We start from the raw sequence: 23,397 nt of genomic DNA on the forward strand, positions 1-23,397 counted from the left end.
CTCGTAGCGGTCTGCGGGCTGGAGGCCCGGGAACCGCTTCGTCAGATTCCGCTGTGCGGACATCCGTCGTCTCCTTCGGCTGAAGCTGCGCCGGTCGGCACAGCTTTGCCACCATAGGGACGGGCGGATGCGGCGTCAAGCACTCCGTCCGTCCCCGGCGCGTTGCGGCATCCGCCCGGCTCAGATCGCGGTGCGCTCGGCGTCCTCCCGCCGCGCACGCACGGTGCGGGGACGCGCGCCGAACACGATGAGATACCCGAGCAGCCAGAACTCGCCGATGTTGGCGGGGGCGCTGAGGATCGTGGCGGCGAGCGTCGCCTCGGGCAGGAGCGCGGCGGCGAAGGCGCTCAGCGCGTAGCCCGTGCCGCCGACGACGAGGAACCAGCCGAGCAGTCGCGGCATCCAGCCCGAGCGCAGCACGAGAAGTCCCAGCGGGATCAGCCAGAGACCGAAGAACAGGGCGGCCACCTCCCAGAGGCCCTCGCTCATCAGTGAGGCGGTGCCGACGATCTGGATCGCATCGAGACCGCCGGCGTCTGCGGCCGCGCCGCGGGCGACGGTCAGCATGGCGGCGCTGGCGAGGATGAATGTCGCATTGACCATGCCGAAGACGAGCACCGCCGTCGCCGACACTGCATCCACCTCTCGGAAGAGGCGGAACAGCCAGAGGGCGGCCAGCGCCTGAGTCAGGACGATGCCGAGCTCCAGAGCGATGCCGGCGCCGACGAGGAGCTGCTGCGCCTGCAGGGCCGCGAGGGTGGCGGCGGGGTCGCCGGCCTCGTAGAGCCGTGGGCGCACGACGAGGAAGCCGAGGACGCCGGTCAGGACGAGGGCGAGGTAGAGAAGGCCGGCGGTGCGCGCCGTGCGGACGTCGGGGTGGTCCGAGGACTGCTGTGCGGCATGGTGCCTCCTTGATCCTTACGTTGTAAGGGAACCTTACCGGGTAAGATCGGATGCCGGCAACCCTGGGCAGGAGGTGGATCGTGTGGAGGCCTCACGCACGCGCCGGGACCCGCTGAGCCGCGCCCGCGTCCTGCAAGCGGCGCTCGCGCTCGCCGACGCCGACGGGCTCCCCGCCGTCACCATGCGTCGCTTGGCCGCCGACCTCGACGTCGAGGCGATGTCGCTGTACCACCACATCCCCGGCAAGGACGCCCTGCTGGACGGACTCGTCGAGTCCGTGATCGCCGAGATCCAGGGCGAGCTCGACGGGGGTGCCGCCGCATCCGACTGGCGCGAGACCGTGCGCGCGCGATGCCTGACGGCACGTGCGGTCATGCTCCGTCACCCTGGGCGCCCGGCCTCCTCGCCACGCGCCCGGACATGCCCCTCGGCGCCTACGGGCTCTATGAGGCGGTGCTCGGCGCGCTCGTCGACGGCGGCGTGGGCTATGCGATCGGGCACCGTGCGCTGCACGCCCTCGGCAGCATGGTCCTCGGCTTCGTGCAGGAGCCCTTCAGCCCCGGGGTGGGCGAGGCCGACGAGGCCGAGCTCGCCCTGCTGGCCGAGCGGATGCCGCACCTTACGGCGATGATGGCCGCCGAGTTCCATGCGGCATCCGACCCCGCGCTGGGATGGTGCGACAGCCAGGCGGAGTTCGAGTTCACGCTCTCGTTGCTGCTGGACGGCATCGCCCGGGAGGCCGCGAAGGCCGCGAAAGGATCCGTGCTAAACTGACTCTTTGTCTGCACGCTCTCCTGTGTGCAGTTCGCACCCCATCCACTCGTCCGGTCCCTGAGCTTGTCGAAGGGCGGGTCGAGTGCGGGGCGCAGACAAGGGATCTTGGGTGAGGCCGTCCGGTCTCACGGTAATGAAGGAGTAATCACCATGGCAGCAGTGTGCCAGGTGACCGGAGCTGTTCCCGGCTTCGGTCACAACATCTCGCACTCGCACCGCCGGACGAAGCGCCGCTTCGACCCGAACGTGCAGCGTAAGACGTACTACGTTCCCTCGCTCGGCCGCAAGGTCACGCTGAACGTGTCGGTCCGCGGTATGCGGGTCATCGACGCGCGCGGCATCGAGAACGTGGTCAAGGACCTCCTCGCGAAGGGTGTGAAGCTCTAATGGCGAAGAAGGCTCAGGACGTCCGTCCGATCATCAAGCTGCGTTCGACGGCAGGCACGGGGTACACCTACGTGACCAAGAAGAACCGTCGCAACACACCCGACCGCCTTGTGCTGAAGAAGTACGACCCCGTCGTACGCCGGCACGTCGAATTCCGCGAGGAGCGTTAATCATGGCGAAGAAGAGCAAGATCGCCCGCAACGAGCAGCGCAAAGCTGTTGTCGAGCGCTACGCCGAGCGTCGCGCTGAGCTGAAGAAGACCCTGGTCGACCCGAACGCGACCGACGAGGCCCGTGAGGCGGCTCGCGTCGGCCTGCAGAAGCTGCCGCGCAACGCGTCGCCGGTGCGCGTCCGCAACCGCGACGCCATCGACGGTCGCCCCCGTGGCCACCTGTCGAAGTTCGGCATCTCGCGTGTGCGCTTCCGCGACATGGCCCACCGTGGCGAGCTGCCCGGCATCACCAAGTCGAGCTGGTAAGCACAGTCTCATCGAAAGGGGCGGGGTTCTTCGGAACCCCGCCCCTTTCGCGTGCCTGCGGCGTGGTCTGGGTCGGCATGGCGCACGCATCCCGGATGCCGCGGAAACACGCGCAATGACGTCAGATTCTGTGGCGAATGTGACTGAAGTGAAGAAAGTGAACTCACGACACGCGCGGATCCTCCGAAACCCGCGGAAACACGCGGAAATGTCGCCGGGGATTGATACATTCGAGGCGGTCGAAAGACCGACGGGGGCACTCGCTCTTCGCCCACAGAAACACGACGCGGCGGTCACGCCGTCGCTGGAGGAAGACATGGCTGACAACATCACCAAGACCGAGCTCGTCGCGAGCCTCGCTGCCGCCACGGGCGAGAGCCAGGCCACCGTTTCGCGCGTGCTCGACGCTCTGTTCGCGGGTGTCTCGGAGGCCGTCGCCGGCGGCAAGAAGGTCTCGATCCCGGGCTGGATCTCGTTCGAGCAGGTCGCCACGGCCGCCCGCACGGGCCGCAACCCGCAGACCGGTGCCGAGATCAAGATCCCGGCAGGCAAGCGCGTCAAGGTCACCGCCGGTTCCAAGCTCAAGGCTGCCGTCAAGTAACTCTGACTCACGCGAAGGCCGTCGCCCCGTTTGGGGTGGCGGCCTTCGGCGTCGGCGGGCGCGACGCCACAGGAGGCAGAGGTGCGGTGAGGGGCAGTGCCCGCGGCGAGACGCGGGCGCAGCCCCGCGTAGGCTGGAGGGGTGATCCCGACGCCCCCTCCACACGGCGCGACGGTGCCGCACGGAGCCCCGGCGCGTGGGCCCGTCGCGTGCGCTGCGCGTCCTCGGCCCGGCGATCCTGCTGGTCTCGGCGCTCGTCGCCCTCCTCGTCGCTCTGAACGTGGGCGGCGGCGCCGCGCCACTGCCTCTGCAGGATCCCGGTGCGTTCGTGCGCTGGGCGCTGCCGGTGGCGAAGCTGGTCACCAACCTCTCGGCCGCACTCATGATCGGGCCGCTGGTCCTCGCGCTGTTCACGCTTCGACCCGGAGAGCGTCCTTTCGAGCAGGCGCTGAATGCGGCATCCGTCGGCGCAGCCCTGTTCACGGTGGCCGCGGCGACGACCGTGTTCCTGACGTTCATGAGCATCTTCAACCCGCAGCTGAGCGCCGAGCGCGAGTTCGGCGCCCAGCTGGGGCGCTTCCTCTTCGAGCTGCCGATCGGCCAGGCGTGGGTCATCGCGGTCATCCTGGGGGCGATCGTCACCCTCCTGCTGTTCGCCTGGCGGACCTGGACGCCGGTGCTCCTGACGACCGTCCTGGCGATGGCGACTCTTCTGCCGATCGCGACGACGGGCCACTCGGGCGACCTGTCCGGTCACGGCCTCGCGGTCAACTCGATCCTCCTGCACATGGTCGCCGCCGCGGTCTGGCTCGGCGGACTGCTGCTCCTGGTGCTCCTGCGCGGCGGCGGGTCGGTTGTCGACGAGCCGATCCTGCGCCGCTACTCGTCGATCGCGCTCGCCGCGTTCGTGGTGGTGGCGGCATCCGGACTCGCCCGCTCCTTCGTCGCCCTCGAGACCTGGGCCGACCTGTGGACGCCCTACGGCGCGATCCTGATCGCGAAGATCGCGCTGCTCACCGGTCTCGGAGCCTTCGGCGTCTGGTATCGGATGCGGCTGATCCCCCAGATCGCTTCGCGATCCCGGTCCCTGAGCGAGGCCGGGCGCAGCCCGGCGGAGTCGAAGGGCGCTCAGAGCACCGCATCCGCGTGGTTCTGGCGCCTCGTGGGCGCGGAGCTCGCGCTCATGGGGCTCGCCTCGGGGCGGCCGCGGCGCTCGGGCGCACCCCCACCCGGCGGGGACGAGGTTCCGGCGATGCGGACCCCGGCCGAGCTGCTCATGGGCGAACCGGTGCCGCCGGAGCTGACGCCCATCCGGTGGGTCACCATGTGGGACGTCGACATCCTCTGGCTGCTGGGCGGACTGTTCGGCATCTTCTTCTATCTGGCGGCGGTGTGGCGCCTACGCCGCCGCGGCCACTCCTGGCCCGTGCATCGCACGGTGCTGTGGGTCGTCGGCCTCCTCGCGCTGATCTGGGTCACGTCCGGCTCGATCAACCTCTATCAGGACTTCCTCTTCAGCGTGCACATGCTCGGGCACATGCTGCTGGGATGGGATCCCGCTGCTGCTGGTGGGCGCGGCGCCCATCACCCTGGCGCTGCGCGCGATCCGCAAGCGTGACGACGGCACGCGCGGCGGCCGGGAGTGGATCCTGTGGGCAGTGCACTCGCCGTGGTCGCGCATCGTGACGCATCCGATCGTGGCGGCGGCGATCTTCATCATCTCGCTGTGGGCGTTCTACTTCACCGACCTCTTCCGCTGGGCGATGTACGACCACCTGGGACACCAGTGGATGATCATCCACTTCCTCATCTCCGGCTACCTCTTCACGATGAGTCTGATCGGATCCGACCCGGTCCCCTACCGCCTGCCGTATGCGGGCAGGCTCGTGACGCTCATCACGACGATGGCGATGCACGCCTTCTTCGGCGTCGCGCTCATGATGCAGACCGGCCTCATGGTCGCTGAGTGGTTCGGCGCGACCGGGCGCACCTGGGGGCGACCCCGATGGAGGACCAGTACGTCGGCGGCGGCATCGCCTGGTCGATCGGCGAGATCCCGACGCTCATCCTCGCGGTGACGGTGGCGATCCTGTGGAGCCGCGACGACACCAAGGTATCCCGTCGCCGCGACCGGCACGCCGACCGCACGGGCGAGGCCGAGCTCGAGGAGTACAACGCGCAGCTGGCGAAGCTCGCCGAGCGCGATCGCCGGGCGGCCGAGCGCGAGGCGCAGCGATCGCGGTAGTCGGATGCCGCGGCATCCGCGTCAGTCCGCCGGAGCCCGACCCGGATCGACAGCGAACCGTCCGGCAGCAGCGTCACGGTGCCGTTGACCCGGAAGGGCACATCCTCGCTGACCGACACGATCGAGCCGTCGAAGATCGACTGCACGTCGACGTGGATGTGGGCGACGGCATCGGTCGTGGGATCTGCCAGTGCGCACCGTCGGGCGCGACCTCTACGCTCGGATGCCGGGCGATCGACCACTCCGGCTCGGTCGTGATCCGGTGGTCGACCTCGAAGCCGAAGGGGCACGCGGTCGGCAGCAGCACCCGCTGGGTGGTGCACTCCTCGAGGAACTCCTCCACCCGCTCCTGCACCACTCGGACGAACTCCTCGGTCGGCTGGGTCTGCACGTCGACGGGCGTGACGGCGAGCGGGTGTCGGCGAGGAAGCGGACGCCCGGGGTCTCCGAGACGGCCGTGTCGACCGAGACCGAGTACATGCCGGGGTGAACACGAACAGGGGCACCGGTTCGAGCGGATCGGAGTCGACGCCGCCGGCGGCGACTTGACGCCGGTCGAAGGTGAAGCCGTTGACGGTGAGTTCGTCGGAGCCGCGGACGATCAGGTCGAGGATCGCGAGAGGGACTCGGCGAAGCGCCAGCGCGGCACGACGCCGTTCCAGCCGTCCTGCGTGACGAGGAAGACGCTCGTGCCGGGATGGCCGCCGGCGCGGTAGCGCGCGGTGACGCGGGTGATCCCGTCGTCGCCGGCGCGCTCGTCGACGATGGTGATCTGACTCAGTGACCCGAGGGCGGTCTGACGCAGCAGGGCGTCGGAGGGCGTGGCCTCCAGACCGAGGGGCTCGAGAGCGGCGCGGTCGACGGCGACGCCGGGAACCCGCAGGGCGTCGGCGGCCCGCGACTCCTCCAGCAGACCCAGGTAGCGCTGGACGAAGGCGGAAGGGCTGTAGACCTCGCGGTACAGCGCCATCCCGCCGGCACCCAGCGCGGCGAGGAGCAGCAGGCCGACGACGGACAGGATCGTCAGGTCGACGCCCAGCGACCGGCGACGGCGCCGGGGACGGGTGACTGATCCATGCGGCAAGTCTAGGCAAGCCGGCCTGACACGAAGCCGAACGTCGCCCACAGGCGCCGCCCGCCGCATCCGTCCGAGCATCTAGCATGGGGTGGTGAACCTCCCCGCCCTGTCCGAGGAGCAGCGCGAGCTGTTCCGGCTGATCGAAGACACGAGCGCGCATGTCTTCATCACCGGCCGCGCCGGGACGGGCAAGTCGACACTTCTGCAGTACTTCGCCTGGAACACGCGCAAGCAGATCGCGATCTGCGCGCCCACGGGCGTCGCGGCGCTCAACGTCGAGGGCCAGACGATCCACTCGCTGTTCCGCCTGCCCATCGGCCTCATCGCCGACCAGGACCTGGAGCAGTCGGATGCCACGCGCCGCATCCTGAACGCCATCGACACGCTCGTGATCGATGAGGTGTCGATGGTCAACGCCGACCTCATGGACGCGATCGACCGTTCGCTGCGCCAGGCACGCGCCCGCCGCGCGGAGCCCTTCGGCGGCGTGCAGGTGATCATGTTCGGCGACCCCTACCAGCTGGCGCCGGTGCCGCCACGGGGCGACGAGCTGCGCTACATCCAGGACCACTATCGTTCATTCTGGTTCTTCGACGCGTGGGTGTGGGCGGGCGCGAGCGGCGGAGACGAGGGCGGCATGCTCGACCTCGGCCGCCACGGCGCCGAGCTGCACATCCGCGAGCTCGTGCAGATCCACCGCCAGTCCGACGACGGTTTCAAGGCGATGCTGAACGCGGTGCGCTTCGGCCGCGTCACCGCCGACATCGCCGGCGTCCTCAACGATGCCGGGGCGCGCACACCGCCGGATCCCGAGCCCGGCGAAGTGCCGATCATCACCCTCGCGACCCGCAACGACATCGTCAACAACATCAACCGCCGGCACCTGGCGGCGCTGCCCGGGCGCGAGCAGACGGCGGTCGCCGAGATCAACGGCGACTTCGGGCGCGGCGAGACCGCGTATCCGGCGGATGCCGAGCTGAAGCTCAAGGTGGGCGCCCAGGTGATGTTCCTGCGCAACGACGTGGGCGCGCAGGGCGACCCGCCGCGGTGGGTGAACGGCACGATCGGCACGGTCAACCGCATCCTGGGCGGCTCGGTGCGCGTGGAGATCGACGGCGACGAGGTCGAGGTCGAACCCGCCGTCTGGGAACGCTTCCGCTACGCCTACAACCCGGGCTCGAAGACGCTCAGCCGCGAAGTGGTCGCCGAGTTCACCCAGTTCCCGTTGCGGTTGGCGTGGGCGGTCACGATCCACAAATCGCAGGGCAAGACCTACGACCGGGCGATCATCGACCTCGGCTCAGGGGCGTTCGCGCCGGGACAGACCTACGTCGCGCTCTCGCGCCTGACCTCGATCGAGGGGTTGTACCTCTCCCGGCCGCTGCGCCCGAGCGACATTCGTGTCGACCCCGACGTCGCGCGCTTCATGGCCGGTGCGCAGCGCGTCGCGTCGACACCCGTCCTGGCAGCTGAGTAACGTTCGCGCCACGCGCGAGCGCAACCGGGCCGCCCGCGAGAGCGCAATCCGGTCGTTGAGCGAGAGCGGCGCAGCCGATCGAGTCGAAACGCCCTGGCGTCGACCGCTCGAAGGGAGTGCCGGATCTCGTCACTGCGCGACCCGCCGCTACGCACCCCGCCGCTACGCGACCTGGCGCTCGCGGTCGAGCTCCTCGAAGAGCTCGGTGTTGAACTGGTAGGCCAGCAGCACCTCGTCGATCACGCGGGCCTTCTCGTCGTCGTCCCAGGGGCGGCGTCGAGCTGCTCGCGGTAGACGTCCTTGAATGCCTTCGGGTCGGCGATGTCGTCGAAGAGGTAGAAACCGACGCCGTTGGTCTCGAACCCGAAGCGGCGCTGCATGACGCGGCCGATGAAGATGCCGCCGGAGAGGTCGCCGAGGTAGCGGGTGTAGTGGTGGGCGACGAAGCCGCCCGCCCAGGTGGCGCCCACCTGATTGATGCGGTCGACGTAGCGGCGCGTGGCCGACAGCGGCGCGATGCGCTCGCGCCAGTCGGCGCCGATGAGGAACTCGAGGTCCGACTCGAGGCGGGCAGGCGCGTGAGCTTGTCGCTGATGAAGACGGATGCCACGGGTCGTTCGTCATGCGGGCGGCGGCGCTCTCGAGCGCCTCGTAGATGAAGTAGTGCTGGGCCACCAGGGCGACATAGTCTTCGCGAGACCCTTCGCCCTTGAGGAGGTCGGCCATGAACCCTGCGGTCTCGCTGCGCGAGTGGGAGCCGGCGGAGCGCTCGCGGAGAGCAGCGGAGAAGGAGATGATTTCGGCCATGCTCTCAGTGTAAGGGTAACCTCACCTGAACACAGCCGCGAGATTCCGCGGCTGTGGAGAAGGATGACGCTCAGGCGTGAGGGCGCGGGGTGAGGCCGAGGCGTTCGCAGGCCGCGTCGTAGAGCGCCACGATCTCGCGGCGGACCTCGGGTCGCTCGCTGATGGGGCCGCCGGGCCAGGGCACGCGCAGTTCTTCGGCGGCGTCGTCGCGGGTGATCTCCCACACGCCGGCATCCCCGTCGAATCCGGTCATGACGGCGGCGGTCACGGCATCCGACGCGAACGCGCGGGCGATGAGCATGTTGTCGTCGGCGTGGTCGTCGTTCATATGGTGCAGGACGGCGGTGACGATTGCGGGGTCGAAAGTGTGCGGCACGCCCCCAGCCTACGTCGTGCGCGGGCGGGCGGGCGAGAGCGGCAGCGTGGATGGTTCGGGCTCTCAGGAACCGCAGATTAGACTCATCTGAGATTTAGGGGGTCGAATGTCGTTGTCCCGCAGACTGAGCGCCGTCGTCGCCGGAACCGCCGCCGCGATGCTGGCGCTCTCGGCGTGCTCTGATCCGGCCGCGTCGACCTACGAGCCGCCCTATCAGGTCGAGGGGTCGCTCCCGGCAGACACGGTCGCGCAACTCGAAGATGCCGTCACCCACGCGATGGGCACGACCGGTGCCAGCGGTGCGATCGTCGGCGTCTGGGTCCCGTGGGCGGGAAGCTGGGTCGCCGGACTCGGCACGCAGAGCGCCGACTCCAGCGCGCCGGTCACCAGCGACATGTCCTTCCGCATCGCCGATGTGACCCGGCTCATGACGTGCGACCTGCTCTACATCCTCGACGCCGACGGCGTGCTGTCGAAGGAGGCTCCGGTGTCGCAGTACGTCTCGGGCGTTCCGAACCTGAGCGATGTGACCCTGCTGGACCTCTGCAACGGCACCGCCGGCATCGGCACCTTCGAGGGCACCGTCAGCAGCATGGTGCTGCGCAACCCCGAGCGTCAGTGGGGCCGCTGGAGCTGGCCGCCTACGGCGTCGGCAAGGCGCGCACCGAGATCAAGACGAAGTACCGGAACTCGGATGCCGCTTACATGCTGCTCGGCCTGGCGCTCGAGCGCGCGACCGGCAAGTCGGCGTCCACGCTGTACAGCGAGTATCTCGCCGCGCCCCTCGAGCTCGAGGGCACGGTGCTGCCGTCGCCGGCCGCCGCCCTGCCGGAGGGCAACGCGCTGTCCGGCCACTACCTGCCCCGCGAGGACGGCGAGTTCGTGTGCACCGAGCCGGTGGACATCTCGCGCATGTCGTCGAGCATCGGGTACACCGACTCGGGCGCGGTCTCGACGATCGACGACCTCGGCCGCTACATGCGGGCCATGGCGACGCAGACCCTGGCCGGCGGCGAGAACTCGACCCGGTGGGCCGAGCCGCTGCCGCTGTCCGACAGCGCGGCGCGCTGGCGACAGACGACGGGCGGGGCTCATCTCGTCGGACCGCTCATCGGCCAGTACGGCACGGTTCCCGGATACGCGACGGCCGCCTTCTCCGACCCGGAGACGGGCTTCACGGTCGCCGTCGTGATGAACAACTCCTCGGGCGGCGGGATGCCGATCGGCTATCTCGCCTGGGAACTGGCCGCCATCGCCTCGAAGGTCCCGGCGGCATCCGGTGAGACCGAACCCGAGTTCGCGCTGCCGTTCACCGCCGACACATACCACAAGCGGATCGCCGACCGCGCGATCTGCTCGCCGCCGGCCGAAGACTAGACGTGTCGGGATCGGCGCGCGGCGGTGCCGTCGTCCTCGTCACGATCGGCCTGATCTGCCAGGAGGTCGGCGCCTCGATCGCCGTGCTGTTGTTCCCGGCGGCGGGCCTCTGGGCATGGTCGCGCTGCGGCTGTTCTTCTCCGCGGTGATCCTGCTGATCATTGCCCGACCCCGGATGCGGGGCACACCGCATCCGGATGGCGGGCCGTGTGGGCGCTGGGCCTCTCGCTCGCCGTCATGAACGGCTTCTTCTACCTCGCGCTGGAACGGCTCGCGCTCGGGGTGACCGTGACGATCGAGGTGCTCGGTCCGCTCGCGCTCGCCGTGATCACGGCGCGCCGGCGGATCGTGTGGCTGTGGGCGCTCGTCGCTCTCGTCGGGGTCGTCGCGCTCGGCGGGGCGGGTGGGATCGCCTCGACCCGGTCGGGGTGCTGTTCGCCCTCGGTGCGGCGGCCTGCTGGGCGCTCTACATCCTCTCGGCCGCGAGCGTCGGGCGTGCCTTCGAGAAGCTCGACGGGCTGGCACTGGCGATGATGGTCGGTGCGGCCGTCGCCCTGCCGTTCGGATTCCTCACCGCCGGCACGGCGATCCTGCGGCCGGAGATCCTCCTCCTGGGCGCGGCGGTCGCCCTGTTGAGCTCGACGATCCCCTATGCGCTCGAGCTCGTCGCGCTGCGGCGCATCACCCCGGCGGTGTTCGGCATCCTCATGAGCCTCGCGCCGGCGACGGCGGCGCTCGCCGGGTTCGTGCTCCTGCAGCAGCACCTGACCTGGCTCGAGCTCGTCGGGATCGCACTCGTCGTGCTCGCCAGCGCGGGCGCCGTCTGGGCGGGGCGCGAGCGGCCCGTGGTGTCGGAGCCGGTGGCGTAGTCTGGTCTAGCTTAGCTAAGTCAGGTATCATGGTCTCATGATCCAGGTGAACGTGCACGAGGCGAAGTCCCAGCTCTCCGCGTTGATCGCGAAAGCCCTCGAGGGTGAGAAGGTCACGATCGCGCGCGCGGGCGTGCCGGTCGTCGACCTCGTCGTGCACGATCGAGTGGAGGTCGTCTACGGGCTGGGCGCCGAAGAACCGGAGCACGACCCCGACATCTTCGATGGGGTCGACGACGAGATCGCCACGATGTTCTACGGTGCTCGTTGATGCTTCTCGACACGAATGCGCTGCTGTGGGTGTACTACGACAGCGCAAGACTCGGCGCAGACGCGCGCGACCGAATCGCCGGGGCTTCTCACGTCTGCTTCTCCTCGGTCTCGACGATGGAAATCGTGATCAAGCACACGCTGGGCCGCCTCGACAAGCCCGGTGGTGAGCGGTTCCCCGAGGTCTTTCACCGCTCCGGGCTGCAGGAGCTGGTATTCACCTCCGCGCATGCCTCGGCCATGGAGCGGTTCCCCGCACTTCACCGTCATGATCCCTTCGACCGGATGCTCGTGGCGCAGGCCTCTCAGGAACGGTTGCCGTTCCTGACATCGGATGCCACGTTGCTGGCTCTCGGTGAGGAATGGATCCATGACGCGCGGCTCTGAGCATCCCGGTAGGGTGCAGGGGACGAAGGGTGGCCATGGCATCCGAACAGGCGAAGCATCCGGTGCGCGGCGCGATCGTGCTGATCACGGGCGCTGCCCGCGGCATGGGCGAGCTCTACGCACGGCGGGCCGTCGCGGGAGGCGCGGCGGCGGTCGCCCTCTGGGACATCGACGCGGATGCCGCGGCGCGCCTGGCGGCGGAGCTGTCCGAGTCGGGGGTGACGGTGCGTCCGTACGGGGTCGACGTCTCTTCGCTCGCGGCGATCCAGCGCGCGATGAAGAAGGTGCGGCGCGATCTGGGCGCTCCGACAGTGCTGATCAACAACGCGGGCATCGTGCGCGGGGCACCGTTCTGGGAGCACGACCCGGTCCGCGACATCGAGGGCACCATCGCGGTGAACACGCTCGCGGCGATGTGGCTCACCCGCGAGGTGCTGCCCGACATGATCGCCGACGATTCCCGGCCGCAGCGCATCCTCAACATCGCCTCGGCGGCGGGCACGCTCGCCAATCCGAACATGAGCGTCTACGCCGCCTCGAAGTGGGCGATGATCGGCTGGAGCGAGTCGGTGCGCCTGGAGCTCGAAAGGGTCGGGCATCGGCATATCGCGGTGACGACCTTCTGTCCGAGCTACATCTCCACCGGCATGTTCGCGGGCGCCCGCGGCCCGCTCCTGACGCCGATCATGACGCCCGAGAAGGCGACGCGCGCCGCCTGGCGCGGGATGCTGCGCGGCACCCCGATCGTCATGCGGCCGTGGACGGTCAAGCTCGCCGCGGCGCTGCGCGGTGTGCTGCCGACGCGGGCGTGGGACGCCGTGGCCGGGCGCGTCTTCAAGGTCTACTCCTCGATGGACGAGTTCACGGGGCGCGGCGCGCGCTGAGGTCGGATGTCGCGGCTCACTCCCTCCACGGGTCGATGAGCGCGAGTCCGAGCCCTTCGAAGTCGTCGGTGTTGCGGGTCGCGAGGGTCGCATCGTGCACGAGGCAGACCGCCGCGATCTGAGCATCGGCGACCTCGATCGGGCGGCCGAGGGTGCGACGCAGCTCCAGGATGTGGCCGTAGGCGAGTGCGGCTTCGGTGTCGAAGGGGAGGATGCTGTCCGGGAAATCCTCGACCAGCATCAGATCCAAGCCGTCTTGCAGCTGCGCGCGGCGACGTCCGTGCGGGAGTCTGCTGATCCCCTCCGCCAGCTCTGAGACGACCGTTGCTGTGAGATGGAGCCCCTCTCCGCTGGCGGCCGCCATCCAATCGAGAACGCGACTCTCGGGGCGTGGCCGCTGGGATTCAGAGACGACGTTCGTATCGAGGACGATCATGACGCGTCGTCGGATGCCGAGGACGCGCGTGCTGCGGCTTCGCGAACGGCCCGATCATGTTCGACCTCCTCGGGCGACACCGCCCACTTGGACTTGCGATCGGGCAGGAGTGCGATCACGTCGTCATCCCAGTACGCCCCCGTCGCCGCGAGCCGCTCCCGCATCCGCCGGTACCAGGCGCCCGGCTCCTCCTCGGGCTGCTCCTGCACCGCCTCGGTGAGGATGGCCCGGACCTCCGCCTCCATCGAGACCCCTTCTCGGCGGCGCGCACGCGCAGCCGTCGCTTGACGTCGTCGTCCAGATCGCGAATCGTCAGCGTCGCCATGGGATCTCCCTCTCGCGCGGTGAGTGAGTGCGTTGCTGTCAATGCTAGCGACCCCGAAACCATGCCGCCAGGTTGTGCGTCGGCGTCGGCCCGCAGTGCCGAAAGGGGGTCGATGTGAAGAACCGGCGGATCCGCGCCGATTGTGGAGAGCAGGAGAAGAGCGTGGTCCGCAACTGCGACGACTGGACCGTCGAAGAGCTGCGCCGCCGGCCGCGGTCGCCCCCTTCTTTCCCTTGACAGCCGCTAGCCTCGGATCGAGGAGATCCATGGGTCAGGACAGGAGAACCGACATGACCGCGTCCTTCGTCTACGACGCCGTGCGCACCCCGTTCGGCCGCGCCGGCGGGGCGCTCGCCGGCATCCGACCCGACGATCTCGCCGCCGTCGTGATGAAGGCGGCGATCGAACGGACCGGCCTGGATCCGGTGCGGATCGACGATGTGATCTTCGGCGACGCGAATCAGGCCGGGGAGGACAACCGCAACGTCGCACGGATGGGCGCCCTCCTGGCGGGGCTGCCGACGACCGTGACCGGCTCGACGGTGAACCGGCTGTGCGCCTCGAGCGTCGAAGCCGTGATCCAGGGGTCGCGGGCCATCGAGTCCGGCGACGCGGATGTGATTCTCGCCGGCGGTGTGGAGTCGATGAGCCGGGCACCGTTCGTCGTGGAGAAGTCGGCCAAGCCGTGGCCGGCGACCGGCAACCAGACGATGTGGAACACGTCGATCGGCTGGCGGATGACCAACCCGGCGCTGCCGGCGCAGTGGACGATCTCCAACGGCCAGTCCGCGGAGTTGATCGCCGGGAGTGGGGCATCACCCGCCGGGCGCAGGACGAGTTCTCGGTGCGCTCGCACCGGCTCGCCGCCCAGGCGTGGGCCGACGGCGTCTATGACGGTGAGATCGTGCAGGTCGACGGTGCGCCGCTCGCCCGTGACGAGGGCATCCGCGACGACACCACCGTCGACGTGCTCGCGGGGCTGCGGGCGCTGTTCGCGCCGGAGGGCAGGGCACCGTCACCGCGGGCAACTCCTCCTCCCTCAACGACGGGGCGTCTGCGGTGCTGCTGGCCCGCGAGGGCGTCCTCGACGGCGAGCCGCTCGCGCGGATCACCGGGCGCGCCGCCCACGGAGTGGACCCGGAGCAGTTCCCCATCGCTCCGGTCGAGGCGGCCAACAAGGCGCTCGCGCGGGCGGGCCGCACCTGGGCGGATGTCGACGTCGTCGAGCTGAACGAGGCCTTCGCGTCGCAGTCGCTGGCGTGCCTGGCCGGCTGGCCCGAACTCGACCCCGACAAGCTCAACATCCACGGCGGCGCGATCGCGATCGGTCACCCGCTGGGCGCGTCCGGCGGACGCATCATCGGCCATGCCGCGCACGAGCTGGCCCGCCGCGGCGGGGCGTCGCGGTCGCGGCGATCTGCATCGGCGTCGGCCAGGGGCTCGCGGTGGTGCTCGAGCGGTGACGCGCGTGGGCCGGCGTCAGAGCAGCAGCTGACTGAGCAGCAGATACGCCCCGATCGCGACGAGCGCCGTGCCGGAGACGCGGCTGACGATGCGGGCGGCCGCGGCCGTGACGACAAGACCAGCTGTGAGCCGGCGCCGACGGCGAAGTAGACGAGCGCGCAATTGGCCAGGTGCAGCATCCCGAGCGCGAGGATCTGCGCCGGCAGCGGCCAGGCGCCGGCGGGATCGGTGAACTGCGGCAGCACGGCCAGGAACAGCAGCAGCACTTTCGGGTTCAGCCCGCTCACGCCGAAGCCCTTCGCCCACCAGCGCCAGCGCGAGAGGGCGGGTGCGGCATCCGACGCGAGAGCAACGGCGGTCGGATGCCGCAGCATCCCCACCCCGACCCACACCACGTAGACGGCGCCGCCGATGGTGAGCACCGTGAGCGCGCCCGGGATGCTCAGGGCGAGCGCGCCGACGCCCGCGGCCACGACGAGGGCGGCGAGGAGATGGCCGCGAGCAGGCCCAGGAGGGCCGGCAGCGCGCGCCGCTGGGGCCGGCGCTGATCGCGTAGGCCCAGTCGGGACCGGGCGTGACGATGAACAGTGCGGAGACGCCCAGAACGCGGTGAGGGTGGCGAGCGTCATCCGATTCTCCTGTCGTGTGGGGATGACAGAAGAGTAGAAAAGTCTGCGGAGAAGTCGCTTGCAAGTCTGCAGGGCTGATGGCCAATCGGTGGAAGAATATTGGCCATGGACGCGACTGATCGAAAGATTCTTGCGGAGCTTCAGCAGGACGGGCGCCTGACCCTCACGGAACTGGCCGATCGGGTGCAGCTGACCCTCTCGCCGGCGCATCGGCGACTGCGGGATCTCGAGCAGCGCGGCGTCATCAGCGGCTACCGGGCGATGGTCGAGCCGGAGGCGGTCGGGCTCGGGTTCCAGGCGCTCGTGTTCGTGACGATGCGCGAGGCGACGCAGGCCGCGATCTCGGCGTTCGAGGCGGCGGTCGAACCTCTCGAGCACATCGTCGATGCGCAGCGCCTCTTCGGCGAGCCCGACTATCTGCTGCGGGTCGTCGCGCGCGATCTCCCCCACTTCCAGCAGCTCTACGACGAGGAGCTCAGCGCTCTCCCCGGCGTCCAGCGCGTGGCGACGACCCTCGTGATGCGCAAGGTCGTCGACGGGCGGGCGCTGCCGGTGTGAGGGTGGCACGCTGCCGTGACCGCCGGTCGGTCCGAGGGGAGGGGAGCGGACCGACCGGCGTGCGGAGAGCCGTCCGCACGCGGACATGCGGGGAGCCGAGAGAGCGCCCCGATGCTCTCCGTGTGACGACCTTAGCCACGGGATCGGTGCGCACGCAGGGGTTGAACCCGCGCGTGCAGTGAGGTACAAGCCGAGCATACGAGGAACAGCTGTCTTGGAGGGGCTGACGGGAATCGAACCCGCGCTGTCTGCTTGGGAAGCAGAAGTTCTACCATTGAACTACAGCCCCGGAAGTCTCCAGCGTACCAGCCGCTCAGAGCATGCATGGATCTCCCAGTGAAGCGGCGTAACGTCGCCGGTCCATCAACGGAAGGGAGCCCATCCATGGGTATCTTCGAGGACGCGAAGGAAACGATCGGCGAAGCCGCCAAGCAGGCGGGCCGCGCCGTGGAGGACACCGTCGACAAGGTGAAGGACAAGGCCGACGAGCTCAAGGCCGAGGCCGACGTGAAGAAGGCCGAGGCCGAGCGCGACGCGGTGAAGGCGCGCAACGAGGCCAAGGAGAATCTGCGGGACTGAGTTCCCGGGAAGGCCCCGCCGCATGCGGCGGGGCCTTCCTCATGCCCGCTCGTTTCGCCCGAACCGCGCGCCCGTTAGGCTGGTGCCGTGCTTCTCAGCGATCGCGATATCAGGGCCGAACTCGCCGCCGGACGCATCGGCTTGGACCCGCTCGACCCGGCGATGATCCAGCCGTCGAGCATCGATGTCCGCCTGGACCGCTACTTCCGGCTGTTCGACAACCACAAGTACCCCTTCATCGACCCGGCCGAGGATCAGCCCGAGCTCACGCGCCTCATCGAGGTCGACCCGGACGAGCCGTTCATCCTGCATCCGGGCGAGTTCGCCCTCGGCGCCACCTTCGAGCAGGTCTCGCTCGCAGACGACGTCGCCGCCCGGCTCGAGGGCAAGTCCTCGCTCGGGCGCCTCGGCCTCATCACCCACTCCACGGCTGGCTTCATCGACCCGGGCTTCACCGGTCATGTGACCCTGGAGCTCGCGAACGTCGCGACCCTCCCGATCAAGCTGTGGCCGGGGATGAAGATCGGGCAGCTGTGCTTCTTCCGCCTCACCTCGCCCGCCGAGAACCCCTACGGCTCCGGGCCCTACGGCAATCGCTATCAGGGCAGCGCGGCCCGACGGCCTCGCGCTCCTTCCAGAACTTCCACCGATCGGATGTCGGCGTGACCGACATCGGGTCCACCGGCGGCTGAGCGCTCGCATGAAGGGATCGTCGGATGCCGGTTGAGCTGACGTCTCCGGATGCCGGTGAGCTGCCCGCCGTCATCGACGCCCTGCGCGGATGGCAGGAAGACGGTGCGCCGGTGCCGCTGCATCCTGGGGATCTGGGCTGGCACTGGCGGTTCGGCGCGGAGGCGACGGCGCGGGCGACCCGCTTCTGGAGCCGTGACGGTGAGATCCTCGCGGTCGGCCTGCGCGACGGGGAGGCGTTGCTGCGCGTCGCGATCGCCCCGGCCGCGCGTGACGACCAGGAGCTCGCGGCGCACATGGCCGACGATCTCGCCGACGCCGGACGCGGGGTGCTGCCGGCCGGGGCGGCGGCCGTCGAGGCGCGCGGCGAGGGTGCCCTGCGCGAGGTGCTGCTCGCGCGCGGCTGGGAGCTCGACGAGCTGTGGACGCCGCTCGTGCGCGATCTGAGCGAGCCGGTGCCCGACAGCGGAGTGCGCATCGAGGTCGTGACCGCGGAGAATGCGGAGCAGGTCGCGCAGCGCGCGGCCGTGCAGCGAGCCTCGTTCACGGGGTCGACGTTCTCGGTCGAGCGGTGGCGGGCGATGGCGGAGGGCCCGAGTACGCGCACGCCCGCTGCCTGCTGGCGTACGACGCGCAGGGCGTGCCGGTCGCGACGGCGACGGTCTGGTCGGCCGGCGCGGGGCGCCCTGGCCTCTTGGAGCCCGTCGGCGCGCACCGCGATCACCGGGGCCACGGCCACGGTCGCGCGATCGTCGTCGCGGCGCAGGCGGCGTTGCGCGAGATGGGTGCTTCATCGGCGACGGTCTGCACGAGCTCCGCGAACACGGTGGGCGTCGCCGCGTACCGGTCGGCGGGTTTCACCGCTCTGCCTGAGGTCGCCGACCTGCGCCGCAGCGCCTGAGACCGGGAACGCGCGGCAACAGGCAAGAGCGCGAGAACAGGCAGATATCCGCAGGATCGCCTGCTGTCGCGTCTTTGCCTGTCGCGGCGCGAAGCGCGCGGGGGAACCTGTGCGTGGTCTCCTTGCAGGCGAGCCCGGATACGAAAAGCGGGACGACGGGGTGAGTCCCCGTCGTCCCGCGTGCGGCGTGCGTCAGGCGTCGCGCCCGCGGCTGAAGCCGGCATCGAAGCCGCGCTCGTAGGAGCGCTGCCCGAAGCGGGCCATCTTCAGAAAGCGGTCGCCGCGCCCGTGGTCGTGGCCGTGCATGCCGTGGCGGTCGTGCCCGGGTGCCCGCGGTGAGCGCACTGCTCGCCGCGCTCGTGGCGCCCGCGGCCGTGCCCGAAGCCGGGACCCTCGCCGAAGCCGTGCTCGCCGTGCGGGTGTCGGCGGCCGCGCCCGAAGCGGTGGCCTTTCCGGCCGCGCGGAAGCGGCATGTCTTCGCTCCAGTCGAAGGCGCGGGCGATCTGCTCGAGCGAGGCGAGCGTGACCTCGAGGTCTTCGGCGGGACGGCGTCGGTGACGCGGGACCGGATGCCGGCGACGAGCTCGCCCAGGCGCTCCTTGGCGGCGCGGCCCTCGTCGGTGAGGACGAAGCCGGTGTCGGCGGCGGTGACCCAGCCGCGCTCGATGAGGCGGCCGAGCTTGTGCGCGTGGAGGGGCGTCGCGGGGCGACGGTGCCGTCCACGGCGTTCAGGAGCCGCCAGTCGCGGCGGCCGACGCCCTCGCTCTCGAAGGCGCGGGCGAACTCGGCGGCCAGGAGGCGGTCGACGGCCTTGAGCCAGTAGCCGAGCGGGCGGGTGGTGTTCTGTGTGTCATCGGTGTTCATCGGAAGTCCTTTGCTTGTCATATTGCATGTACATGTAGTGTGACATAGGTATCCACTGCATGTCAAGTTGCATGTAAAGTCGGATGCGTGAGCACACCTGCATCCGACCCCGCCGACGCCATCGCGCACGCCCTCGCCCGCCTCCGCCCGCGCGGGCGCGGCCCTCACGGCGGCCCGCACGGCCACCATCGGCACGGCGGACCGCACGAGCACCACCACGGTCCGCACGGCGGCGGCCCGGCGCTCCTGCGCGGAGGCCCGGCACGGTTGCGGATGCTGGAAGCGCTCGCCGCGGCATCCGATCCGCTTTCGGTCTCGGAGATCGGCGACGCAATCGGCGTCGACCAGCCCCGCGCCTCACGGCTCGTTCAGCAGGGCGTCGCGCTCGGGCTCCTCGTCCGCGAGGCCGACCCCGAAGACGCCCGCCGCACGCGCATCGCGCTGACGGAGGAGGGTCGCCGCGTCGCGCAGGGCATGCGCGGGCAGCGCCGCAAGACGATCGGTCGAGCGCTGGAGACCTTCACCGATGCCGAGCGCGCCGAGCTCGCGCGCCTGCTGACGAAGCTCGCCGACAACTGGGAGTCGTAGAGCTGCGGAGCGTCGGAAGCGCCCCTGCCGGAGAGCTTGCTGCGTTTCGTCTCGCCTTCGGCTCGCTCAACGACCGGTGCTCCGCGCCAGCGGACGCTCAGACGCTGAGCACGTGGTCGCGCGGGTCGGGCCCACCGCCATGGCGCGTCCGGCCGATCGGGACCACTGGCTCCACGACCCCGCGAAGATCCGCGGCCGGATGCCGACGAGCTCGAACGCCAGCGCGGAGTGCGCCGAGGCGATGCCCGACCCGCAGTACAGCACGACCGGTCCGTCGATCCGCACGCCGGCGCGCAGGAGCGTCTGGGTGATGGCCTCACGGGACTTGAGTCTCCCGTCGGCGGCGATGTGGCTGACGGCCGGGACGTTGATCGCACCGGGGATGTGGCCGGTGGCCGGGTCGACGCCGCTCGCGCGGCCGCGATAGTGGTCCGGTCCGCGCGCGTCGACGAGCGTGCCGATCAGCGGGATCGTGGGGATCTCGTCGATGTGCACCACGCCGGGTCGGCGGCGGTGAGCTCGATGTCGCTGGGCCTTGCGACATGGTCTCCGCGCACGAGGGCGCCCCCGAGCGCACCCATTCCCGCAATCCTCCGTCGAGCACGCGCACATCCAGTCCGTGCGCCCGCAGCAGCCACCATGCGCGCGCCGCTGCGACGCTGTCGTTGTCGTCGTAGGCGACGATCAGGTCGTCGCGACGGATGCCCCACCGCCTGGCCGCCTGCGTGAGCTGCGCGGCGGAGGGCAGGGGGTGACTCCCCTCCTCCGGGTGCCCGCGGCGGGCGAGCTCCGTCTCCAGGTCGACATAGGAGGCGCCGGGAGATGGCCGTCGAGGTAGCGCGGGCGCCCCTCGGGTTCGTCCAGCCGCCAGCGCACGTCCAGCAGGCGCACGCTGCGCCCCGCCGCGACCAGCGCGGCGAGATCTGTGGCGTCGATGAGCGGGGCCATATACAGAAGTGTCACCTCAGCGGCACCTGGCGCGAGAGAACGGAGAAACTTTCCGCAAAGCCGCGCAACAGACCGTCACATTCGACCGGGACGGATCCGGATGCCGCAGGAGCGCGTTCCCGCATCCGATAACCTGTCGCGCGGCGCTGTAAGCGGACATGCAGGATGCCTCGGGTAGGCTTTCGGCTGGTATCACTCCATCTGAAAGAATCCGCTTGTGACAACTGTTGATCGCAGCGAGTTCAGCACCCCCGGTCGCGGGCGAGGCGTACTCGACGTCTTCTCCCGGCGCTACCTGCTGAAGCTGCTCGTGCTCAAGGGCACGGTCCTGCGCTACCGCAACTCGGTGCTCGGCTGGACCTGGTCGTATGTGCGGCCGACCGTGCAGTTCCTGGTGTACTACCTGATCATCGGCGAGGTGCTCGGCCTCGCACGTCGGGTCGACATGTTCCCGCTGTACATGCTCAGCGGCATCGTGGTCGTCAACCTCTTCAACGAGGCCTTCGGCAACGCGACCTCGTCGATCGTGGCGAACAAGGCGCTGGTGAAGAAGATCTACCTGCCGCGCGAGCTCTTCCCGATCGCGGCGGTCATCGGCTCTCTCATCCACTTCCTTCCGCAGCTGGTCGTGCTCCTGGTCGTGAGTCTTCTCTACGGCTGGATTCCCTCTTTCGCGAGTCTCGGGATGGTCCTGGCGGCCCTTGCGCTCGTGCTGACGTTCACCACCGGGGTCGGCCTGTGGTTCTCGGCGATGAATGTGCGCTTCCGCGATGCGCAGAACTTCGTCGAGATCGTCCGGCTCGTGGCGACCTGGGCCTCGCCGATCATTTACCCGTGGACGATGGTGGCCGAGCGCCTTCCCGACTGGGCGCTGTGGATCTACATGTCCAATCCGATCACCGTGGCCGTCGAACTGTTCCACCAGTCGTTCTGGGGGCCTGTCGTGGACAAGGCGGCCCTGGACGAGAGTCTGCCTCTGATCGTGGAAGGCGCGAACCACGGTTTCGTCGACAACTTCGGCATCTTCATCGCCATCGCGTGGTGCATCGCGATCTTCATGCTGCTGCTGGGCCAGTGGACCTTCCGCAGCTTCGAACGCACGTTTGCGCAGGACCTGTGATGACCGATACGACGACAGCGAAGCCGAGCATCATCGTCGATGATGTCTCGAAGTGGTTCCACAAGCGTTCGACGCGCTCGCTCAAAGACGCCTTCATCAACTGGGCGCGCCGCAAGCCCGTGCGGGCGCAGCAGTTCCAGGCGCTCAAGAACGTCTCGTTCACGATCAACGAGGGCGAGGCCGTGGCCGTCATGGGCCTGAACGGCTCGGGCAAGTCGACGACGCTCAAGCTCGTCTCGGGCGTGCTCGAGCCTGACGAGGGCGAGGTGCTCACGCGCGGCCGCGTCGCCGGGCTGATCGAGGTCGGCGCGGGCTTCCACCCCGATCTCACGGGCCGCGAGAACGTCTACCTCAACGCCGCGATCCTCGGCATGACCGAGAAGGAGATCGACGCGCGCTTCGACGACATCCTCGAGTTCAGCGAGATCGGCGACTTCATCGACCAGGAGGTCAAGCACTACTCCTCGGGCATGTTCATGCGCCTCGCCTTCTCGGTCGCGATCCACGTCGAGCTCGACGTGCTGCTCGTCGACGAAGTGCTCTCGGTGGGAGATGCGCCGTTCCGGCGGAAGTGCAACGCGAAGCTCAAGGAGATGACGGCTCAAGGCGTGACGATGATGATCGTCAGCCACAGCGCCCGCCAGGTCAAGGCGCTGTGCTCGCGCGGCATCGTCATCCGCAAGGGCGAGGTCGTCTTCGACGGCGACATCGAGGAGGCGCTCAAGCGCCTCGAGCAGAAGTAGCGGCCGGTCATGTTCCAGAGCGTGACCAGGCGTGTCAGACGTATGGCGGTGACCGTCCTCGCGCGCCCTCTTCTGCGTGAGGGCTTCGTGCGTCCGGCCGCTCGGCTCTGGGTGCGCGAGCTCTATCGCGACTGGCAGAACCCTATGGGCGGCCGGCACTTGTTGCGTGCCGCGCATCGCGCCGGCTTCGACACGGCCACGTATGCGCTCGCGGTGTCCGAGAGCGACAAGGACGCGGTCATCTCTCAGCGGGAGTTCCATCAGCTGTATCGGCTCAATCGCCCTCGGCTGGGTCTGTCCAACCGCGTTATCGCCGCGCTGAGACTCCCCGGGCTGGCCGCGCGCATGGAGACGCCGATCGCGAGCTTCTCTTTCTTCCGGGGCACGGCACCGTCAGCTTGCTCGACGACGAGGCGAGCGAAGACGAGGTGCCGCTGTCGGAGCTGCTGCACGTTATCCGCGATCGCGGCACGGTGCGCATCGTCCCGCTCCGCCCGCGTTCCGGGCGCGACTACTTCATCACCTGGATGGGTGAACGATTCCTCATCGACGGTACTGCGGTAGACGCCGAAGAAGTCAGTCGGGTGCTCGCTCGCCGCAGCGGTCGCCAGCGCTGGTTGGCCGTGGAACCGGCTGCAG

Annotated in this window: 28 protein-coding genes, 1 tRNA gene and 9 pseudogenes; 24 read left to right on the forward strand and 14 right to left on the reverse strand. The window is 69.5% G+C overall.

Annotated elements, in window-relative coordinates; translation table 11 throughout:
• Nucleotides 1–180: 180 nt before the first annotated feature.
• On the reverse strand, nucleotides 181–798 hold the full coding sequence (locus KAE78_RS07175; protein WP_262927803.1) for a DUF4386 domain-containing protein: 618 nt from the start codon (nucleotides 796–798) through the stop codon (nucleotides 181–183).
• Between the two features lie 525 nt (nucleotides 799–1,323).
• Between KAE78_RS07175 and KAE78_RS07185 the strand changes: the two genes are divergently transcribed.
• The 8 genes and pseudogenes from KAE78_RS07185 to KAE78_RS18555 all read left to right on the forward strand — a co-directional run bounded on the left by KAE78_RS07185 (nucleotide 1,324) and on the right by KAE78_RS18555 (nucleotide 5,388).
• Nucleotides 1,324–1,677 (forward strand): TetR/AcrR family transcriptional regulator C-terminal domain-containing protein, encoded by a 354-nt coding sequence (locus KAE78_RS07185; protein ID WP_262927804.1) that lies wholly within the window; start codon nucleotides 1,324–1,326, stop codon nucleotides 1,675–1,677.
• Nucleotides 1,678–1,827: 150 nt separating this feature from the next.
• Nucleotides 1,828–2,064, forward strand: a complete 237-nt coding sequence (rpmB, locus tag KAE78_RS07190) for a 50S ribosomal protein L28 (protein WP_223172308.1) — start codon at nucleotides 1,828–1,830, stop codon at nucleotides 2,062–2,064.
• Nucleotides 2,064–2,234, forward strand: a complete 171-nt coding sequence (gene rpmG, locus KAE78_RS07195; RefSeq protein ID WP_223172309.1) for a 50S ribosomal protein L33 — start codon at nucleotides 2,064–2,066, stop codon at nucleotides 2,232–2,234. Before rpmB ends, rpmG begins: the two co-directional genes overlap by 1 nt.
• Before the next feature lie 2 nt (nucleotides 2,235–2,236).
• Entirely contained in the window at nucleotides 2,237–2,542 is a 306-nt protein-coding gene (rpsN, locus tag KAE78_RS07200) for a 30S ribosomal protein S14 (protein ID WP_223172310.1), read from the forward strand.
• 316 nt (nucleotides 2,543–2,858) lie between these two features.
• Nucleotides 2,859–3,143, forward strand: a complete 285-nt coding sequence (locus tag KAE78_RS07205) for an HU family DNA-binding protein (protein WP_223172437.1) — start codon at nucleotides 2,859–2,861, stop codon at nucleotides 3,141–3,143.
• A gap of 196 nt (nucleotides 3,144–3,339) precedes the next feature.
• A complete protein-coding gene (locus KAE78_RS07210) occupies nucleotides 3,340–4,761 on the forward strand; it encodes a copper resistance D family protein (protein WP_317451893.1) in 1,422 nt (473 codons plus the stop codon).
• Nucleotides 4,712–5,184: pseudogene (locus tag KAE78_RS18550) on the forward strand (cytochrome c oxidase assembly protein); the annotation flags it as partial. The gene KAE78_RS07210 and the pseudogene KAE78_RS18550, both read left to right, overlap by 50 nt.
• 33 nt (nucleotides 5,185–5,217) lie before the next feature.
• Complete coding sequence (locus KAE78_RS18555; RefSeq protein WP_317451938.1) at nucleotides 5,218–5,388, forward strand: hypothetical protein; 171 nt, start codon at nucleotides 5,218–5,220, stop codon at nucleotides 5,386–5,388.
• 73 nt (nucleotides 5,389–5,461) lie between these two features.
• Here KAE78_RS18555 and KAE78_RS07215 read toward each other — a convergent pair whose 3' ends face one another.
• The gene (locus KAE78_RS07215) at nucleotides 5,462–5,779 is read right to left on the reverse strand and encodes a hypothetical protein (protein WP_223172311.1); all 318 of its coding nucleotides are present in this window, start codon (nucleotides 5,777–5,779) and stop codon (nucleotides 5,462–5,464) included.
• Between the two features lie 210 nt (nucleotides 5,780–5,989).
• The gene (locus KAE78_RS07220) at nucleotides 5,990–6,472 is read right to left on the reverse strand and encodes a hypothetical protein (RefSeq protein ID WP_223172312.1); all 483 of its coding nucleotides are present in this window, start codon (nucleotides 6,470–6,472) and stop codon (nucleotides 5,990–5,992) included.
• A gap of 85 nt (nucleotides 6,473–6,557) precedes the next feature.
• Here KAE78_RS07220 and KAE78_RS07225 point away from each other — a divergent pair, with 85 nt between their 5' ends.
• Nucleotides 6,558–7,943, forward strand: a complete 1,386-nt coding sequence (locus KAE78_RS07225) for an ATP-dependent RecD-like DNA helicase (RefSeq protein WP_223172438.1) — start codon at nucleotides 6,558–6,560, stop codon at nucleotides 7,941–7,943.
• A 162-nt stretch (nucleotides 7,944–8,105) separates the two neighbouring features.
• Here the strand turns inward: KAE78_RS07225 and KAE78_RS07230 are convergent.
• Both KAE78_RS07230 and KAE78_RS07235 read right to left on the reverse strand, forming a co-directional pair.
• Nucleotides 8,106–8,750, reverse strand: a pseudogene (locus KAE78_RS07230) (heme oxygenase (biliverdin-producing)).
• 70 nt (nucleotides 8,751–8,820) lie between these two features.
• Nucleotides 8,821–9,126 carry a DUF2470 domain-containing protein gene (locus tag KAE78_RS07235; protein WP_223172313.1) on the reverse strand — a complete coding sequence of 102 codons (306 nt, stop codon included), beginning with the start codon at nucleotides 9,124–9,126 and terminating at the stop codon, nucleotides 8,821–8,823.
• Between the two features lie 304 nt (nucleotides 9,127–9,430).
• Between KAE78_RS07235 and KAE78_RS17520 the strand changes: the two are divergent.
• The 6 genes and pseudogenes from KAE78_RS17520 to KAE78_RS07260 all read left to right on the forward strand — a co-directional run.
• Nucleotides 9,431–9,640: pseudogene (locus KAE78_RS17520) on the forward strand (serine hydrolase); the annotation flags it as partial.
• 104 nt (nucleotides 9,641–9,744) lie between these two features.
• Nucleotides 9,745–10,503, forward strand: coding sequence for a serine hydrolase (locus KAE78_RS07240; RefSeq protein WP_262927805.1), 759 nt, complete (start codon nucleotides 9,745–9,747; stop codon nucleotides 10,501–10,503).
• A 2-nt stretch (nucleotides 10,504–10,505) separates the two neighbouring features.
• Nucleotides 10,506–11,372 (forward strand): annotated as a pseudogene (locus KAE78_RS19535) (EamA family transporter).
• A 37-nt stretch (nucleotides 11,373–11,409) separates the two neighbouring features.
• Nucleotides 11,410–11,643, forward strand: coding sequence for a type II toxin-antitoxin system Phd/YefM family antitoxin (locus KAE78_RS07250; protein WP_223172314.1), 234 nt, complete (start codon nucleotides 11,410–11,412; stop codon nucleotides 11,641–11,643).
• Nucleotides 11,643–12,029 (forward strand): type II toxin-antitoxin system VapC family toxin, encoded by a 387-nt coding sequence (locus KAE78_RS07255; RefSeq protein WP_223172439.1) that lies wholly within the window; start codon nucleotides 11,643–11,645, stop codon nucleotides 12,027–12,029. Before KAE78_RS07250 ends, KAE78_RS07255 begins: the two co-directional genes overlap by 1 nt.
• 35 nt (nucleotides 12,030–12,064) lie before the next feature.
• Complete coding sequence (locus tag KAE78_RS07260) at nucleotides 12,065–12,913, forward strand: SDR family NAD(P)-dependent oxidoreductase (RefSeq protein WP_223172315.1); 849 nt, start codon at nucleotides 12,065–12,067, stop codon at nucleotides 12,911–12,913.
• A gap of 16 nt (nucleotides 12,914–12,929) precedes the next feature.
• Here the strand turns inward: KAE78_RS07260 and KAE78_RS07265 are convergent, their stop codons facing one another.
• The 3 genes and pseudogenes from KAE78_RS07265 to KAE78_RS19540 form a co-directional block, all read right to left on the reverse strand.
• A complete protein-coding gene (locus tag KAE78_RS07265; protein WP_223172316.1) occupies nucleotides 12,930–13,349 on the reverse strand; it encodes a type II toxin-antitoxin system VapC family toxin in 420 nt (139 codons plus the stop codon).
• Nucleotides 13,346–13,594 (reverse strand): hypothetical protein, encoded by a 249-nt coding sequence (locus KAE78_RS07270; RefSeq protein WP_223172317.1) that lies wholly within the window; start codon nucleotides 13,592–13,594, stop codon nucleotides 13,346–13,348. The genes KAE78_RS07265 and KAE78_RS07270 overlap by 4 nt, the downstream gene beginning before the upstream one ends.
• Before the next feature lie 38 nt (nucleotides 13,595–13,632).
• Nucleotides 13,633–13,737, reverse strand: a pseudogene (locus tag KAE78_RS19540) (hypothetical protein); the annotation flags it as partial.
• Between the two features lie 227 nt (nucleotides 13,738–13,964).
• Between KAE78_RS19540 and KAE78_RS07275 the strand changes: the two are divergent.
• A pseudogene (locus KAE78_RS07275) lies at nucleotides 13,965–15,137 on the forward strand (thiolase family protein).
• Between the two features lie 16 nt (nucleotides 15,138–15,153).
• On the opposite strand, the gene KAE78_RS07280 reads toward KAE78_RS07275, so the two are convergent.
• Nucleotides 15,154–15,300, reverse strand: a complete 147-nt coding sequence (locus KAE78_RS07280; protein ID WP_223172318.1) for a hypothetical protein — start codon at nucleotides 15,298–15,300, stop codon at nucleotides 15,154–15,156.
• Nucleotides 15,297–15,977, reverse strand: a pseudogene (locus KAE78_RS07285) (LysE family translocator); the annotation flags it as partial. The gene KAE78_RS07280 and the pseudogene KAE78_RS07285, both read right to left, overlap by 4 nt.
• Here KAE78_RS07285 and KAE78_RS07290 point away from each other — a divergent pair.
• Nucleotides 15,873–16,325 (forward strand): Lrp/AsnC family transcriptional regulator, encoded by a 453-nt coding sequence (locus KAE78_RS07290; protein ID WP_223172319.1) that lies wholly within the window; start codon nucleotides 15,873–15,875, stop codon nucleotides 16,323–16,325. The pseudogene KAE78_RS07285 and the gene KAE78_RS07290 overlap by 105 nt on opposite strands.
• A 215-nt stretch (nucleotides 16,326–16,540) precedes the next feature.
• On the opposite strand, the gene KAE78_RS07295 is transcribed toward KAE78_RS07290, so the two are convergent.
• A tRNA-Gly gene (locus KAE78_RS07295) sits at nucleotides 16,541–16,614 on the reverse strand.
• Nucleotides 16,615–16,709: 95 nt separating this feature from the next.
• Here KAE78_RS07295 and KAE78_RS07300 point away from each other — a divergent pair.
• From KAE78_RS07300 to KAE78_RS07310, 3 genes and pseudogenes are all read left to right on the forward strand, one after another.
• Nucleotides 16,710–16,904: a hypothetical protein gene (locus KAE78_RS07300; RefSeq protein WP_223172320.1), complete on the forward strand. Its 195-nt coding sequence runs from the start codon at nucleotides 16,710–16,712 to the stop codon at nucleotides 16,902–16,904.
• An 87-nt stretch (nucleotides 16,905–16,991) separates the two neighbouring features.
• Nucleotides 16,992–17,596: pseudogene (gene dcd, locus KAE78_RS07305) on the forward strand (dCTP deaminase).
• Between the two features lie 638 nt (nucleotides 17,597–18,234).
• On the forward strand, nucleotides 18,235–18,495 hold the full coding sequence (locus tag KAE78_RS07310) for a GNAT family N-acetyltransferase (protein ID WP_262927844.1): 261 nt from the start codon (nucleotides 18,235–18,237) through the stop codon (nucleotides 18,493–18,495).
• A gap of 192 nt (nucleotides 18,496–18,687) precedes the next feature.
• On the opposite strand, the gene KAE78_RS07315 is transcribed toward KAE78_RS07310, so the two are convergent.
• A complete protein-coding gene (locus KAE78_RS07315) occupies nucleotides 18,688–19,359 on the reverse strand; it encodes a hypothetical protein (protein WP_223172322.1) in 672 nt (223 codons plus the stop codon).
• A gap of 87 nt (nucleotides 19,360–19,446) precedes the next feature.
• On the opposite strand from KAE78_RS07315, the gene KAE78_RS07320 reads away from it, so the two are divergent.
• Nucleotides 19,447–19,947, forward strand: coding sequence for a MarR family winged helix-turn-helix transcriptional regulator (locus tag KAE78_RS07320; RefSeq protein WP_223172323.1), 501 nt, complete (start codon nucleotides 19,447–19,449; stop codon nucleotides 19,945–19,947).
• Between the two features lie 66 nt (nucleotides 19,948–20,013).
• Here KAE78_RS07320 and KAE78_RS07325 read toward each other — a convergent pair whose 3' ends face one another.
• Both KAE78_RS07325 and KAE78_RS07330 read right to left on the reverse strand, forming a co-directional pair.
• The gene (locus tag KAE78_RS07325; RefSeq protein ID WP_223172324.1) at nucleotides 20,014–20,445 is read right to left on the reverse strand and encodes a sulfurtransferase; all 432 of its coding nucleotides are present in this window, start codon (nucleotides 20,443–20,445) and stop codon (nucleotides 20,014–20,016) included.
• Between the two features lie 133 nt (nucleotides 20,446–20,578).
• Nucleotides 20,579–20,818 (reverse strand): annotated as a pseudogene (locus tag KAE78_RS07330) (sulfurtransferase); the annotation flags it as partial.
• 294 nt (nucleotides 20,819–21,112) lie between these two features.
• Between KAE78_RS07330 and KAE78_RS07335 the strand changes: the two are divergent.
• The 3 genes from KAE78_RS07335 to KAE78_RS07345 are packed head-to-tail and all read left to right on the forward strand — an operon-like array spanning nucleotide 21,113 to nucleotide 23,322.
• Nucleotides 21,113–22,015 carry an ABC transporter permease gene (locus KAE78_RS07335; protein ID WP_223172325.1) on the forward strand — a complete coding sequence of 301 codons (903 nt, stop codon included), beginning with the start codon at nucleotides 21,113–21,115 and terminating at the stop codon, nucleotides 22,013–22,015.
• Nucleotides 22,015–22,758: an ABC transporter ATP-binding protein gene (locus KAE78_RS07340; RefSeq protein WP_223172326.1), complete on the forward strand. Its 744-nt coding sequence runs from the start codon at nucleotides 22,015–22,017 to the stop codon at nucleotides 22,756–22,758. The genes KAE78_RS07335 and KAE78_RS07340 overlap by 1 nt, the downstream gene beginning before the upstream one ends.
• A 21-nt stretch (nucleotides 22,759–22,779) precedes the next feature.
• Nucleotides 22,780–23,322 carry a hypothetical protein gene (locus tag KAE78_RS07345; protein WP_223172327.1) on the forward strand — a complete coding sequence of 181 codons (543 nt, stop codon included), beginning with the start codon at nucleotides 22,780–22,782 and terminating at the stop codon, nucleotides 23,320–23,322.
• Nucleotides 23,323–23,397: the final 75 nt, after the last annotated feature.

The sequence above is a fragment of the Microbacterium sp. NIBRBAC000506063 genome (assembly GCF_017968845.1).
Lineage (GTDB): Bacteria > Actinomycetota > Actinomycetes > Actinomycetales > Microbacteriaceae > Microbacterium.